Origin of the sequence: Cyanobacterium sp. uoEpiScrs1 (assembly GCF_947331815.1) — a bacterium.
GTDB lineage: Bacteria > Cyanobacteriota > Cyanobacteriia > Cyanobacteriales > Microcystaceae > Rippkaea.
Genome location: NZ_OX373462.1, coordinates 515174 through 530899, shown reverse-complemented (window position 1 = coordinate 530899; position 15726 = coordinate 515174). Strand labels below are relative to the sequence as shown.

At 33.1% G+C, this 15726-nt stretch carries 9 protein-coding genes; 4 read left to right on the top strand and 5 right to left on the bottom strand.

From position 1 onward, the window contains the following. Window positions 1–94 precede the first annotated feature (94 nt). The 3 genes from OXU93_RS01875 to OXU93_RS01865 all read right to left on the bottom strand — a co-directional run bounded on the left by OXU93_RS01875 (window position 95) and on the right by OXU93_RS01865 (window position 5685). A complete protein-coding gene (locus OXU93_RS01875; RefSeq protein WP_416378790.1) occupies window positions 95–2428 on the bottom strand; it encodes a BamA/TamA family outer membrane protein in 2334 nt (777 codons plus the stop codon). 177 nt (window positions 2429–2605) lie between these two features. Next, window positions 2606–3340 (bottom strand): phosphoribosylaminoimidazolesuccinocarboxamide synthase, encoded by a 735-nt coding sequence (purC, locus tag OXU93_RS01870; protein ID WP_267384143.1) that lies wholly within the window; start codon window positions 3338–3340, stop codon window positions 2606–2608. Between the two features lie 779 nt (window positions 3341–4119). Continuing rightward, the gene (locus tag OXU93_RS01865) at window positions 4120–5685 is read right to left on the bottom strand and encodes an NAD(P)H-quinone oxidoreductase subunit N (RefSeq protein WP_267384142.1); all 1566 of its coding nucleotides are present in this window, start codon (window positions 5683–5685) and stop codon (window positions 4120–4122) included. A gap of 1197 nt (window positions 5686–6882) precedes the next feature. Here OXU93_RS01865 and mnmA point away from each other — a divergent pair. After that, the gene (gene mnmA, locus OXU93_RS01860) at window positions 6883–7932 is read left to right on the top strand and encodes a tRNA 2-thiouridine(34) synthase MnmA (RefSeq protein ID WP_267384141.1); all 1050 of its coding nucleotides are present in this window, start codon (window positions 6883–6885) and stop codon (window positions 7930–7932) included. Window positions 7933–9026: 1094 nt separating this feature from the next. Here the strand turns inward: mnmA and OXU93_RS01855 are convergent. After that, window positions 9027–9347, bottom strand: coding sequence for a hypothetical protein (locus tag OXU93_RS01855; protein ID WP_267384140.1), 321 nt, complete (start codon window positions 9345–9347; stop codon window positions 9027–9029). Window positions 9348–9539: 192 nt separating this feature from the next. Further along, window positions 9540–10406, bottom strand: a complete 867-nt coding sequence (locus OXU93_RS01850) for a sugar kinase (protein WP_267384139.1) — start codon at window positions 10404–10406, stop codon at window positions 9540–9542. Window positions 10407–10417: 11 nt separating this feature from the next. Between OXU93_RS01850 and rsmI the strand changes: the two genes are divergently transcribed. The 3 genes from rsmI (at window position 10418) to hypD (ending at window position 15356) form a co-directional block, all read left to right on the top strand. Next, entirely contained in the window at window positions 10418–11287 is an 870-nt protein-coding gene (gene rsmI / locus OXU93_RS01845) for a 16S rRNA (cytidine(1402)-2'-O)-methyltransferase (RefSeq protein WP_267384138.1), read from the top strand. 634 nt (window positions 11288–11921) lie between these two features. After that, window positions 11922–12530 carry a 30S ribosomal protein S4 gene (gene rpsD / locus OXU93_RS01840; RefSeq protein WP_267384137.1) on the top strand — a complete coding sequence of 203 codons (609 nt, stop codon included), beginning with the start codon at window positions 11922–11924 and terminating at the stop codon, window positions 12528–12530. Between the two features lie 1725 nt (window positions 12531–14255). Next, window positions 14256–15356, top strand: coding sequence for a hydrogenase formation protein HypD (hypD, locus tag OXU93_RS01835; protein WP_267384136.1), 1101 nt, complete (start codon window positions 14256–14258; stop codon window positions 15354–15356). Window positions 15357–15726 lie beyond the last annotated feature (370 nt).

The following is a 15726-nucleotide window of genomic DNA, read 5'->3' as shown; positions in this document are numbered from 1 at the left end:
CGAACAAAAACGATGATTTTGTCCTCTAATTAAAATTATTTTAAGAATTGAGGAAAATATAAGAAAAACAATAAAATCAAAACCTAATTTTTCATTAAAACCTTTCTCCAATGCCAAAGTGGAGACGAGAATCCCCCTCATTATTAACCCCATAATCAACCCGAATCGGTCCAACTGGTGATTGAATGCGAACACCAAGACCGTAACCGTAACCATCACTAGGTAGTCCTCGAATCGTACCTGGAAAGCCTCTGACTGAACGTTGAGACTTAATCGTTGTCCCATAGTCAACAAAGAGAGCTGCTCCAACTGCTGGAATGATAGGAAAGCGGTATTCGGCTGTTGCTTGGAAATAACTACGTCCATTTCCTAATTCTCCTTCATCATAACCCCGTACTGAGTTACTACCCCCAATTACAAAGGCTTCATAAGGAGGTAAATCTTCGAAAGCTGTGCCCGCTTGAAAATTAAAGGCCAATGCTTGAGGTCTTGGTTGATCCTCCTCAATAAAACCTAAATCAATAAAATCTACCGGGATATAGTGACTATAGCTTCCTCGTAGTCGAGTAAAGAAAATACTGCCTGAACCTAAAGGTATAGTTTGTTCAACTCCTAAGCGCAACAGATGACCACTTGTAGGACGTAAGGGATTATTACGGAAGTCTTGAGAAGCTCCAAAACTGATAGTAAACAAGTCATCCTTTCCCTCATCACTAAAGGCCAACGGCTGAGAGGGAAACCCATTAAGAGGAGCTGACCAAGGTGCAATATCACCGTCTGCATTTTCCACTTGAACCCGTTGATAGTTAAAGCCTAGAGAGGTTCGCCAATCAGGTACGCTGAAGGGATCATCTGCTAAAGGGCGTACAAAAGTCACCCCACCTCCAGTCCGAACCACCCGTGGACTATCAAAATCGTTAAGGGTCCTAATCGAAGAATCATCTCCGTCAAACACTAAAGAAATAGTCCGTCTACGAAATCCATTAACCGTATAAGCAGTACGAAAAGGATCGCCGGCAATCCATGGATCGGTAAAATTGACATCAAAGAGTAGTTCCCGTTCTCCAACTTGAACCTCACCCCCAATAGTTTGGTTGTTTCCCCCCAAGTTTTGTTCTTGATAACTGATTGTTCCAAACAGTCCACTAGTAGAACTAATCCCAGCTCCCGCAGCTAGAGAGCCTGTATTTCCTTCCACTACATCTACGTTAACAATAACCTCTCGCGGATCTTCCCCAGGACTAAAAGAAATTCTGACGTCTTCAAACAACCCTAAACCAAAGACTCTTTGCAGATCAGTTTGAGCGATTCTGCGGTTGAAAACATTCCCTGCTTCAAGTTGCATTTCACGAGTCACAATAAAAGCGCGTGTCCGACCATTGATGGGTTCATCTTCTGCATCGAAAAATCTTACTTTTATATCTTGAATTACCCCTTCAGAGACCACCAGCGTTACAATTCCATTATCCCCAACCTCAGGAGAACCAATAACTTGTGCTAGATCATAGCCTTGTTTAGAATACCATTCATTAAGTTTTTGAATACCGTTTTGTAATTCTCGTAGGTTAAGAATTGCCCCATACTGATCCTCAAAAATATTTTTAACAACTTTGGGCGGTAATGCTCGAGCTTCCTTATCTGTGCCTGTTTCTACGACCACTTCACTCAATGTTGGATTAGGTTTCACACCGAAAGTAATGCGTACCCCTAAAGGTGTGTCGGCAGGGGTGACTCTAACATTAGAAAAGAATCCAGTGGCATAAATTGCATTGACATCTTCTTGCAATTGAGAGCGAGTTGCTGTTCGCCCTGGACTAGTTTGAATAGTGTTGTAGACTAGATTTTCTAGGTCCTCATCAACCCCACTAACTACGACTTCTACTACCAAAACTCTGGGTTCTTTCCCGGATGATTCTTCAATTAAAGAATCATCTGACGGGGACGGTATGATAGGGGTGTTAATTTCTTTTAAGGCTGGTGAGTCTTCCTTTTTAGGCAATCCTGTTCCAGATACTTCAGTTTGCCCTTGAGTATCCACCGAAGAAGTTAAATCTGCTGAGATCAACTTTTTTAACTTAGAAACTAATGTAGTCCCCTGTTCTAAAGCCGACAAAGTTTGAAAATTTAAATCTTTTGGGGTTACAGGTATTATTAATCGCTGATTCTCTTGGGAAACAGCTAATTGACTAGCTTTTAAGTCCGTCGGCAAGGTTAAATTGCCTTCAGTTGAGTCTTCCAATATAGGAATAGATGTTAGTTCTACTAGTTTAGGGTCCCCCAGCATGGTGGACTGTAATTTTGCCACACTTACGATAGTTTTTAGATTCTTCTCTTTAACACTTGTTTCAGTTAAAGGGGCTATAGTCTCTCCCCTAATAGACTGGGTTAAGTTTAACATAGTGGCAGTCACGACAGGAACTACCACCATAGGAGATAACCGTAATTTTTTAATCTCGTTTGACACTTCCACACACCCAATCAAGCTACAGTGTTGTTTATTTTATTTATGTTTTTGTTATTGACTCATAATAGCTGCCAGAGTGCCTAAGCAACCGAGCTAAATTATCGAATCTAGTGACCAGGGCTACTTATAAAGGTTCCAATGTCAGGGTCTTTGTCTAATACCTAATTTTTCTAAAATCCTTTGTTGAACCTGTTGATAAGCCGTTTCTACTTCTCCTAAATCGTGTCGAAATCGATCTTTATCCAAAACTCTATCTCGTAAATTTTTTGTTTGTTGATCCCATAACCGACAAGTATCAGGACTAATTTCATCGGCTAGGAGGAGATTTCCTTGAGAATCTAAACCAAATTCTAGTTTGAAATCTACTAAAGTAATCTGGCAGCTGGCAAAAAACTCTGTTAAACATTTATTGATTTTCAATGCTATAGACTGGAGTTGTTCAAGTTGTTTTGGGGAAGCTAATTCCAGTATTAGTAGACGATCACGTGTTAATAATGGATCTCCAAGCTCGTCATTTTTTAAATAAAATTCTACCAAAGGAAAAGGTAAAATTTTACCTTCAATTAAGCCTGTTTGTCGGCATAGGCTACCCGCAGCAATATTTCTAATTACTACTTCGAGCGGGATAATTTTAACAGCACGGACGCGCATTTCACAATCAGCAATTTGATCAATAAAATGAGTAGCTATATCCTTAGATTCTAGCAATTTAAATAAAACTGAGGAAATATGACAGTTAATAGCTCCTTTCCCCTGTGCCATTCCTTTTTTTAAAGAATTAAAGGCTGTCAAATCATCTTTAAATTGAGTAGTAAGGATTTCCGAATCATCAGTAGCATAAATAATCTTGGCTTTTCCTTCATAAAGCTTTTCCATTCGTTGTTTATCCTTATTAGTAGTCGTTAAGTTGTTTTTAGCTATAGTATTTTAGTGTAAAGATTTCTCTTAATTTTGACCAAGTACAGTTTATTGAAATTCTAATTAACTGTTTTTTGCTTATTATCTGTTGCTTGCTCCAATAATAGTAATCCTACGGATTTAAGATTATTATTTATTCTGAGGGAATAGATATGGAGAAACACATTAGAGTCTACCTCACAAAAGAGAGAAAGGCTATACTTCGACTTAGAAACCTTGAATCGATACATTGAGTAAACTACAGAAAGACAAGCAACTAGCACTTTTTAATTCACTCAAGTTTCTCAATAGCTTGTAACTTATACGATATAAAAAATGTATTTTATAAATTATACAAATCTGTTTGATATGATTAATTATATCAAATAATTCACGAATATTGGACCTTCAATTATTTATTATTTATGTACTAGGCTATCACGATATATAGTAATTTTCGTCTTCTTAAATCTTCTATCAAGTTAAAGTTACTATAGAGAAATAATTTTACTAGCAAACTTAGTTTGTAATACTAAAATAGGGAAGTCTGTCAAACAGTATTAATTGTAGTTTTAGTACTGGAAAATACTACCTAGAATTTTTTTCAAAAAACTTATTACCAGCTTAAAGATCTTTGGGAATAACATAAAGATATTAAGAAAAACAAAACTGGAGGCTACGCTTCAATATAAAGGATGAGTTGGACAGCTGTAAAGATAAGGTGGGCAATGCCCACCCCACCTACTATTGACAATTAATCATTGGTTAGCCAAATCGGCTGTAGTCTTAAGTTGAGATATTTGGTCATGGATAATAACTGATTGTAAAATTGGGGTACTAGTGACCGAGTTATCAACCAAAGTCAACAAAGGATTCGCTAAAATTCCAGCCAAAGAAGTAGCAATCATGCTCAAAACTAAGCCCACTTGTAGTGGACGCATTCCCGATAAATTCCAACAAATTTCGGGATAATTTTTTACAGCATCTGACATTTCTTGAGGCTCTTTCACCACCATCATTTTTACTACGCGGATGTAATAATAGATAGAAATCACACTAGCGACTAAGGCAAGGATAACTAGCCCATAAAGTTCCGCTTGCCAACCTGCCCAGAAAATATAAATTTTGCCAAAAAAGCCAGCTAACGGAGGAATACCACCTAAAGAAAGTAAACAAATACTTAATCCTAAAGTAAGTAAGGGGTCTTTTTGATAAAGTCCGGCATATTCGCTAATTTTATCAGTTCCAGTCCGTAGGGAAAAGAGAGTAACTCCCGTAAATGCCCCCAAGTTCATGAACAGATAGATTAGTAAATAAAACACCATACTAGAGTACCCTTCATTAGTACCTGACACTAAACCAATCATGACAAAACCGGCTTGGCCAATAGAAGAATAGGCTAACATCCGCTTCATGCTAGTTTGAGTTAAGGCTACTATATTTCCCAACAACATACTGAGTATGGCTAAAGCAGTGAAAATAAGATGCCATTGTTCTTCAACTGCAGTAAAAGAAGTCACTAATAGACGAATTGCGAGGGCAAATCCTGCAGCTTTAGAACCCACAGAGAGAAAAGCAACAACGGGAGTGGGGGAACCTTCATAAACATCAGGAGTCCATTGATGAAAAGGAACTGCAGAAATTTTAAAGGCAATTCCTGCAATAACAAAAACTAAGGCAATGAGTATTCCTAAAGACTGTCCTCCACTTACATTCGTAATGTTAGTGGCAATCTCATTTAGGTTAGTTTCTCCTCCAGATAAACCATAGAGAAGAGAAACCCCATATAGGAAAATAGCTGAACTAGAAGCCCCAATTAAAAGGTATTTCAAAGCTGCTTCATTGGAACGAGGGTCCCGTTTCATATACCCTGTCATTAAGTAAGAGGAAATACTTAACATTTCTAGGGAAATAAAAATCATCACCAACTCGTTAGCCCCACATAAGAACATTCCTCCTAGGGTAGACGTTAACATGATGGCTATAAATTCAGCCAAAGATGTCCTTGTTTGTTCTACATAACGGACTGACATCAGAATAGTTACTAAAGTAGACAGGGCGATAATAGCCCGAAAAATAATACTGAGGTTATCTCCGTTAAATGAACCTAAGAAACCGATGGGAGTAGCAGTATCCCAAGCCAAACAAAGAGCGATCAGCGAAGCAAACAACCCAAGCATGGCAGCATAAGGTAGCCAGGTTTTCGAACTACGGCCAAATATGAGGTCTCCTACCAAAATAAAGAGGAGAGTAATAATCACAATTCCTTCTGGCAGAATTGTTTCAGCATTCAGTTGACTGGCAATGTTACTAGAAAAATCCATAGAGTTATGGGAGAAAAAACACCTAAGAATTTAAGCTTAAGGAAATATCCGGCAATTTCATCCGGCCTTATCCCTTTGGATCATAATGGACAGAGGGAATTTCGGGCTAGTCTTTAAGGTTGCGTTCACTTTCAGTGTGCTTTTAGGGATCACACTATTTAGTAAATACTGAAATGCGAGCTATTTGTTTCTAATTATTTATTAAAAATGGTGACAAATTTCAAATATTTAGGTTGTTTACCAAATATTTGAAATTTATTTGTTTTATAAATCTACTATTCTAAATTTTGGGCTAGCATAGCCAACCTAGAAAATATAAAATGAATAGAACTTTTTCTGTAAGAGCACTAAAGTCAATTTATCTATACGCCTGTTTTTTAATTAACTTGATTTTCGAATGTATATTCTCTAGGATTTTTTAATAAAGTAGTTAAAAAGCATCTATTATTTAGTAAATCTATCTACTTTTTGTAGGAACAAATATTTAAGTTATATTACCAATAAAATTATATTTATTAGTAAGCTTTGTTAGTTAAGTTTGTTTATGTAATTTAATTTTTTAATATTAGGATTTAAATAAGACGGATTAAATTAGTTTTTTAAAATAAACTAACAACAATTTACTTGAAAAATATTCAATCTTTAAATCCACAGAAGTAACTTTAAATAACTTTTAAAGTTACTTCTGTGGTTGTTTTTGTTTGCTAGTATGATAATTGGCTGCATTTATATAAAAATATACCACTTATTTATGAAACATAATAACATATAAAAATATATATCAAGCATAATTATTGTTTTATTTTTTACTATAAAGAATCTCAGTTTTATAACTACTTGTAATTAATTAATATTTTTACTTTTCTCTTTTGATTATTAGATTTAACAGTGTTAACAGAATCAAAAAAAATTATTTTATTTATATAAAGTAAAGTTTATAATTTTGTTTTTATATGCATAAAATATAGTCACAACATAAATTTTAAGTTTTACTCCCTACTCATTTTTAGACTCGGTCTAGAAGAGCTATTATTATTAGAATTAAGACTCTTTCTGTAAAGACTTCATGTCTGATACCTGATTTAAAATATTCACTATTAAAGCTAGGCTTATCGAATAACACCAATAGTCATAAGCCAATGACTATATATGATGAGTTATCCTGAATGAAATAAAGTTACGAGAAACGAAAGTATAATGAGCAAAGTTTTAGTTGGTTTGTCAGGGGGGGTTGACAGTTCTGTTGCAGCTGCTAGTCTTCAGCATCAAGGTTATGAAGTGATTGGTTTAACCTTATGGTTAATGAAAGGGAAAGGGCAATGTTGTTCAGAGGGAATGGTGGATGCAGCTTTGATTTGCGAGCAGTTAGGAATTCCTCACCATATTGTTGATATTCGTGATCTATTTCAAGCTAATATTATTGATTATTTAGTTTCAGGTTATGAGTCAGGTGTAACACCTCTTCCTTGTTCCCAATGTAATAAGGTGATCAAATTTGGTCCTATGTTAAAGTATGCTAAACAGGAATTAAAGTGCAATCATATAGCAACGGGACATTATGCACGTGTTCGCTACGATGAAGTTAATCAACGCTATCAATTATTGCGAGCAGTTGATTGTCATAAAGATCAATCTTATTTTCTTTATAATCTTTCCCAAGAAATGTTAGCGGGAGTTCTTTTTCCTTTGGGAAATCAAACTAAGGAAGAAACTCGAAAAACTGCTAGTGAACTGAATTTGAAAACCGCAAGTAAACCTGAAAGTCAAGATTTATGTTTAATTGAAGTTCATGGATCTATGAAAACATTTCTGGATCAGCATATCTCTCAAAAAGAAGGGAATATTGTTAGTATCGACGGCAAAGTATTAGGGAAACATCAAGGAGTTCACCACTATACTATTGGACAACGTAAAGGACTAGGCATTGCGGCAACTGAACCATTATATGTAATAAAACTTGATCCCGTAATGAACCAGGTTATTGTTGCTAATCGTAATAATGCAAGGTGTTCTGATTGTCATGTAAATAGAATGAATTGGATTTCAATCCCTGAACCTTCTTCTCCTATTCAGGTAGAAGCCCAAATTCGCTATCGTTCTCCTGCAGTTTCAGTTAATGTTATCCCTTTGGGTAATCATCGTATCAAATTAATTTTTGATGATCCTCAATTTGGGGTTACTCCAGGCCAAGCGGCAGTTTTATATGATGGAGAGATTGTCTTAGGCGGCGGTATTATTGAGAGATAAAAATCTATAAATAGATTAAAAGTGTATTGAGGATAAAAGAGAATGTTATCTCCAGAATAGAGATTGAACTAATCTTCAGTATTTTTTAGAAAAGATATTGTATGAACTCATTGATGATTCCATATAAATATTTTAGGAGTTCCTAAGATAAGGCTAGGCATTGATGTTTAACAAAATTCAAAAGCCTTATAGAGTAACCATTTTGTTCTTTTCGTCTCTATTCTATAAATATTAGCCTGTGGTAGTTTTTTACTATATATAGTTATATTACCAACATACCTAACAAGAAAGATACTAAGATTCAGGTTAATAGGTATAAAAATAGAATTTAAATTAACCTTCTAACTTGATTAATAATTGTTTTAATAAAAATAAATAATAAATTCTTTATAGTTAATTTTATTGACAAAGTAGCTGTAAAAATATAACTTTTTCTAAATAATTAGATGTTTTTTAACTATTTAGCTTATAAATTTTTAAGTTTTATTAGTTTAAACTAGTGCAGTTAGTTTTGTTTGTATTAGTGCCATAAGTTTTATGACTAACCAATACAGAAAATATTTGGCATTGATTAAAGTATAATTATACAAACAGAGAATGAGCCTAATAGTCAGCGAGTTATTTACGAATAATCAATCTTACAAAACATTTTGCTCTAAATACTTATTTAAATAAGTTAAAATGTATGTGTAAAAATTTTAAATTCAATGCAAAATGGAAAAATAGTTAAAAAAGCGACTACTAGAGGTTAACCTGTTCAAAAATTAAATAAATATATCATTAGAGTGATAATTAATGAAACCACTCATCCTACCATTTTTTGTATTTATAAAAATCTATTCTTATGGACTTTGCTGTGAATTTTATGTCTTTTGTTATCATCTTTTTAAGAAACGACAAATTCAATATTTCAAAAATATATTCACTATGATCTTTAGTCTGATAGTCTTAAAAAGACTAAGACGTTACTCCAAATTAAGCAATATTCACCATACAAAGCTTCAATAGGCTGATTAATATCCTTCAATAAATAGTATGTTGAATATATTTTTAGCTAAAACGTATTCTTGAATGCGTTCTAGCTCATCTCTTATTTATTCTGGAATCGCTGATTCAAGTAGAAAATATTTGCCATTTTTCTTAAACACAAAAACACTATCACCTCTATCAATTGACGTTCCTGGATGGTGAAATCTCAATTTTGTATTATCTTCAAGTTTCACGAATAAAACACTGCCATAAGGTCCTGAAATAATTCCGACAATAGTACCCGATTGATAGGGTTCATTGTACCCCAAGTTTAGATTAGCAGCTCTCTCTTCTAAGTTCGATTGACGAATGGTTTGAGCGTTGACTATGGTAGTTACGCAAACTAGAGCTATCATGCCCATCAATATATTGATAATTCTCTTCATGGCAATTCCCTCTAAAGTTGGGTAAACACCCCTTTGTTTCTCTTTCTTCAACTCTAGAAGGATTTTTTATCTTACACCATAAAGATAAAATTATAGCCATAAGATGCAACAAAAAATGATAACTGTCAAAAAACTTTATTGTCTGTAAAAAAATAAATAAAGAGAGCAGTTTAAATCCTAATTTAATAATCATTAACCATTAACTATTTTAGACATCCATTGATGAGTTCCAAAATACTGACAAGCAATAGACGCAACTTGAGAAGCTTTTATTATAGAATCCTTAAAATTGTATTGAAGAATAAAATAGCAAAAAGCTCCATGAAAGATATCTCCTGCTCCTAATGTGTCTATCGCTTTTATTTTTGAAACTTCAACATTTCCTGATTCTTCTTTAGTCCAATATTGAATTGGCTTTGCTCCCTTAGTAATAGCAATATAAGGAATTTTAATATCTTTTAAGTAATGGAACACATCGAGAGAATTAAGACAGTTAGGAGGATAAAAATTTTCAGAGCAAATCGCATAATTTACATAAGGAAGAATTTTAGATAGTCCAGGTTTCCAGCTTCCTCCATCTAAAACAACAGGTATTTTTAACCGTTGCGCTTCTTTAGCTATCATAATGCTTGTAGATATTTGATGCCCATCGACTAAAATAATGTCAACATTTTGCAAAATTCTCGCAGAAAGTCCATTATTGATAATCGCTTTAGATTTAGTAGCATTAATAGAAACAACAGCCCGTTCACCTGTCATTGTATTAACAATAATTGAAGAAGTAGGCAAAGGTTTTTTGTGATGAGGATTTAAGTCAAAAACATTTATAGAATAATCGTTTAATTCAGCATAAATTAATTGACTAATAGGATGATTACCAATCACACTTAATAAAGTTGCTTGATCACTAAAATGTTTAAAAGTGATAGCCGCATTCGTTGCTGGGCCCCCTACAGAAATCGTTTCATCAATAGCTACAATTTTTTCATTACTATGGGGAAAGTGCTCGGTAAGATAAATTAAGTCCAGAGTTGTTAAACCGATAAATAATCCATTCATGAGTCGTAAAAATGAGCAATGAAATTCTACAAACAGGTACTCTTTATGTTGTCGGGACTCCCATTGGCAATTTGGAAGATATGACATTAAGGGCGATCCATATTCTAAAATCAGTGAATTTGATCGCTGCAGAAGATACCCGTCACACGAAAAAACTCCTACACTACTTTCACGTTAACACCCCTCAGATAAGTTATCACCACCATAATCGATTGTCTCGTCAAGATGAGTTAATTGGTTATCTACAACAAGGAAAAATTATTGCTTTGGTCACTGACGCAGGAATGCCAGGTATATCTGATCCGGGGTATGAATTGATTAAAGCTTGTATTGATAAAAGTATTGCTACTATTCCTATTTCTGGAGCAAATGCTGCCATCATGGCGCTATCAGTTTCTGGTTTACCCACAAATCGCTTTGTTTTTGAAGGATTTCTTTCCACAAAAGATAAAAGCAGGGTTAATCGTTTAACATTTTTGAAGACGGAAACTCGTACCATAATCTTTTATGAGTCCCCCCATCGTTTGTTACAAACTTTAAACGACTTAGGAAATTTTTTCGGAAAAAACCGTTTAATTACAGTAGCTAGAGAACTAACGAAATTATATGAAGAATTATGGAGAGGAACCCTGGGAGAAGCAATTAACTATTTTCAAGATTCAAAATACCTTAAAGGAGAATTTACCCTAATCGTAGCCGGATGCCATACAATGTCTGAATTAACATTAACTGAAGAACAATTAAAGAAGGAATTAAAACAATTGTTAGCTATGGGAATGACGCGGTCACAAGCGAGTTGTCACTTAGCAGAATTAATTTCTTTAAACCGTCGTCAAATTTATAAGTTGTCGTTAGAAGTTGATACTCCTAATCAAGATTAAAATCACTTAAATAACAGATATTGCTCATTTTATGAACTACTATTAATTGTAAACAAGAGTATTGATAATTATATTTTTTAAAATTATGTTTATGTAATTTTGTATATTTATAGTCTGAATAAATTTAAAAGTTTTATACTCCAATAGAGAGCTATTAACTAAAGTTTACATAAATAATATATCAGTTTAGATAGATGTTTTTTTACAATGATGTTTTTTGATATATAAAAAACTATTATTTTTTATAAAAATACTAAAATAAAAGTATAAGTGTTTGATAACTTAGATGATTTTTAAAAAATCAATCTCAATAGTTTAAGAAATAATCACTTACTTCAATATATTGACGAACGAATAAAAATATAGTTTAGTATATAGTATGTATTCTATTTTTATTTCTACTACTTCTTTAATAGTTAAAGTTTTATGTATGTGCTTAAAATAAAAAATATGTAAAAATTTTAAGAAATGATTTTCTAAATTCTTTAATAAAAATTACCAGTGCAATAGTGCTTTTTCTCGTTAACTAATTCCTGATTATCTCAATATAAATTTCGACCCTCCAACAATTACTACAAATCGTGTATAATGATGGTTTTGGAATAACTATGTATTTTAGGAGAAAATCCGTTATATGTCTCGTTATAGAGGACCTCGTTTAAGAGTTGTACGACGACTAGGAGAACTCCCTGGCTTAAGTCGCAAAAACCCTCGTCGTGCCTATCCCCCAGGGCAACATGGACAAGGACGCAGAAAGCGTTCGGAATATGCTATTCGTCTTGAGGAAAAACAGAAACTGCGCTTTAACTATGGCGTAACTGAAGGTCAGCTAGTACGCTATGTGAAAAAAGCTCGTAGAGCCACAGGTTCTACCGGTCAAAAACTTCTGGAATTACTAGAAATGCGCCTTGATAATACAGTATTTCGTTTAGGTATGGCAGGAACCATTCCAGGAGCCCGCCAGCTAGTCTCGCACGGTCATCTTACCGTTAATGGACAAGTTGTTAACATCCCTAGTTATCAATGCCGTCCTGGGGAAGTTATCTCAGTTCGTAATCAAGAGCGTTCTCGTCGCTTGGTAGAAGCAAATATGGAATATCCTGGTCTAGCTAATCTTCCAAGTCATTTAGATTTTGACAAAAATACCTTAACGGGGAAAGTAAATGGGATTATTGAGCGAGAATGGATAGCTTTACAAATTAATGAATTATTGGTAGTTGAGTATTATTCTCGAAAAGCTTAGAAGAGTATTGGATAACTTCAATAGTTGTCCAATTTTCTCATAAACTTCAATCATTTAACTTTACTAAAGAATTTTTAAAAAAAATATAAAATTATTAGAAACTATCAAAGTTTCTCTCTAATTAGAAAGTTTTTTGAATTTATTTATAAAATGTCAGGTACTTAGTGGACACTATTATACAGTGATAAAGTCCCTAAGGGTGTAGCTAAATATTTCAAGAATGCCTTTATCTCCTTAATTGAAGGTGTAGATTTATCACTAAAGACCAGTGCAAAACTTAGCTTATTAAATGACTAATTTTTATCTATTAATTACTCATTAAATCATAAGTTTGCATAGATCCCAAAAACTAATCTTCTATTTAATTAAAATTATCCTTTTCGTAAATTACTTAAGACTCAAGAGAGTGTAATTACAAATCAATCTATTTTTGTTCTTAAGTCAACTTCAAATATTTCAATTTACCGCACTTGCAATAACCTAAATACGGGGTAGCTATGATAGTAATTATTTCCATAAGCTAATGGATAATTATTTACACTAGACTGCTAAATTATTTTGCTATCCTATAAAAATTTTTAGTCAGTTTTCTTAGGGTCCTCTAGCTAAGGTTGAGACAACCTCATAGAGAGAAATAGGTTTTATTCAGTAAAATTATTTTTACTTTTATGTCTGCAGAAGCAGTAAGCAAAATAACTACTTGGATATTATAGAGAACTAGTTCTCCCGGTCAAGTTTGAATAGAGCCTGAAAGAGTAAATTTAATTTTAGAATTAGTTGCCATAGTAGAACGACAATTTTTTTTATTAAGCTTTAGAATTTTATTGGGTTATAAATTGCTCCATAAATCAGGTTATACTACGAGTTTTTATAAAATTGATATCCAATTTATTTTAGACTTGAAATAATTTAATCACTGCTATAATAATATCAAAAAATAATGCTCATCATCGTTAGATCAAAATATAAAGTCATTTCTATAACTAGAACAATAGCAAAATACTACGTTTATAAAATATTTTCTAAATAAATAGAATAATTAATTAATTAGTAAAAATTCATCATTGTATATTGTACTCTACTTAAATAAAAAGGAAGATGGCAGAGACAAAATATATCTATAGTTTATATAATTGTATTATCTATAACTAGATTAATAGAAGATGAATCTCATTAAATGTAGAAAATGATAAATTTTTTGTAAAATATTTAAATACAAATATATATTAAAGTGGCTAAGAAAATCAAACAAAATTTAACTTTAAATACTTAGCATAAGCGATATAAATCCTGGACAGTTAAAATCATGTCTTTCGAGATGTAAATATATACAATTATTTTCTTTATTTTACTTAAAGTCAATTACTTATTCAATGTATAAAATACTAGACATTGTCCAATAGTCTAATACACCAATCATACTGACTATCTCTTTACAACAATGATTTACGTTAAACAATAAAAAATAAAATTTAATATATTTTTTAGCAAAAAAAGTAAAAAAGTTTTGAATTATTTATATAAATTATAATCAAATTAACTCGAGCTATTTAGTATACTTTAAATGATCAAATTTAATAACCTGATTGATCTTTAACACTTAATATGTAAAGAAAAATTAAAGTTATTCAATGTTTATAACAGTGTTAATTAATATGGAGGTTATCTAGTAAGGTTAAAAAACCTAAAAAATATTATTCATAACTAATTTATTATTAATTAACTATGAAATTTATTGACGAATATCGCGATACTAACTTGGCTCAAAAATATTCCAAGAGAATTACTCAAATAACTACCAGAGATTGGAACATAATGGAAATTTGTGGCGGACAAACACATTCTATTGTGAAATACGGAATCGATAAACTTTTACCATCAAAAATCACATTAATTCATGGGCCTGGTTGTCCCGTATGCGTCACCCCTATTCGACTGATTGATTCCGCCTTAAAAATTGCTAGTCTTCGGGATGTAATTTTCTGTTCCTTTGGCGATATGTTACGAGTTCCTGGAACTGATGAAGATTTACTCACTGTCAAAGCAAAGGGGGGAGATATTCGTATTGTCTATTCTCCTTTAGATGGTCTTAGACTTGCCGAGGAAAATCCCAACAAACAGGTAGTTTTTTTTGCAGTCGGGTTTGAAACAACTACCCCTGCAACTGCCATGGCCGTTTATCAAGCTGCACAACGTGCAATAACCAATTTCTCTTTATTAGTCTCTCATGTCTTAGTCCCCCCTGCTATAGAAGCTATTTTAGGGTCACCTAAATGCCAAGTACAAGGGTTTTTAGCGGCCGGTCATGTTTGTACAGTAATGGGGTATGAGGAATATCACCCCATTGCTCATAAATATGGTGTTCCCATTGTGATAACAGGGTTTGAACCCATCGATGTCCTCCAAGGTATTTATTTATGTCTGCAACAATTAGAGTCAGGACAAGCGCACTGTGAAAATCAATATATCCGTTCTGTAGAACAGCAGGGTAATTCTATTGCAAAACAAATTATTAGAGAAGTATTTGAGGTTGTTCCCCGACAGTGGCGAGGTATTGGAGAAATTAACCGAAGTGGACTAGGATTGCGAGAAAAATACGCTAGTTTTGACGCCTTAGAACGGTTTGCTGAGGAGTTATCTTCAATAAACTCCTCTTATATCTCTTCAATTTGTATTAGTGGGGAAATTATGCAAGGATGTAAAAAACCTTACCATTGTTCTGCCTTTGGAAAAGAATGTACCCCAGAACGTCCTTTAGGCGCACCTATGGTGTCCTCAGAAGGAGCTTGCTCTGCTTACTATCGCTATCGTAGTTATCAAGGTTAAACATTGACTATTTAAGAGAATAAATTAACGTTTTGTTGTATTACGTACTATCTATTTTACTTTAGTTATAGTCTTAATAGTTACAATCAAAATTGATAGTTAGTGTCGCCACCATATATGAAAATCACTGTCAATATAACTATCTTTTTTATTCCAAATGTAGAATATTAGCACAAAATAAACTGATAAAGAAATAGTTACTAATATCAGCGTAGATTTAGACAATAATCACTAAGAGCTTACGTGTTTTTTTATTAAAAAGTACTCTAATATTTATTGCTATGACTGTAATTATTTAGTAAAGAATAAGTGTTTAAAGCTATATAATTATCCAATCATAATTATATGTATATAATTCTAGAAGAAGCTG

Excerpts from the sequence above, each read along its gene's own strand:
- OXU93_RS01875 (WP_416378790.1), bottom strand. The coding sequence starts at position 2,428 with ATGGTGGTAGTTCCTGTCGTGACTGCCACTATGTTAAACTTAACCCAG.
- purC (WP_267384143.1), bottom strand. The coding sequence starts at position 3,340 with ATGGAAAAGCTTTATGAAGGAAAAGCCAAGATTATTTATGCTACTGAT.
- OXU93_RS01865 (WP_267384142.1), bottom strand. The coding sequence starts at position 5,685 with ATGGATTTTTCTAGTAACATTGCCAGTCAACTGAATGCTGAAACAATT.
- mnmA (WP_267384141.1), top strand. The coding sequence starts at position 6,883 with ATGAGCAAAGTTTTAGTTGGTTTGTCAGGGGGGGTTGACAGTTCTGTT.
- OXU93_RS01855 (WP_267384140.1), bottom strand. The coding sequence starts at position 9,347 with ATGAAGAGAATTATCAATATATTGATGGGCATGATAGCTCTAGTTTGC.
- OXU93_RS01850 (WP_267384139.1), bottom strand. The coding sequence starts at position 10,406 with ATGAATGGATTATTTATCGGTTTAACAACTCTGGACTTAATTTATCTT.
- rsmI (WP_267384138.1), top strand. The coding sequence starts at position 10,418 with ATGAGCAATGAAATTCTACAAACAGGTACTCTTTATGTTGTCGGGACT.
- rpsD (WP_267384137.1), top strand. The coding sequence starts at position 11,922 with ATGTCTCGTTATAGAGGACCTCGTTTAAGAGTTGTACGACGACTAGGA.
- hypD (WP_267384136.1), top strand. The coding sequence starts at position 14,256 with ATGAAATTTATTGACGAATATCGCGATACTAACTTGGCTCAAAAATAT.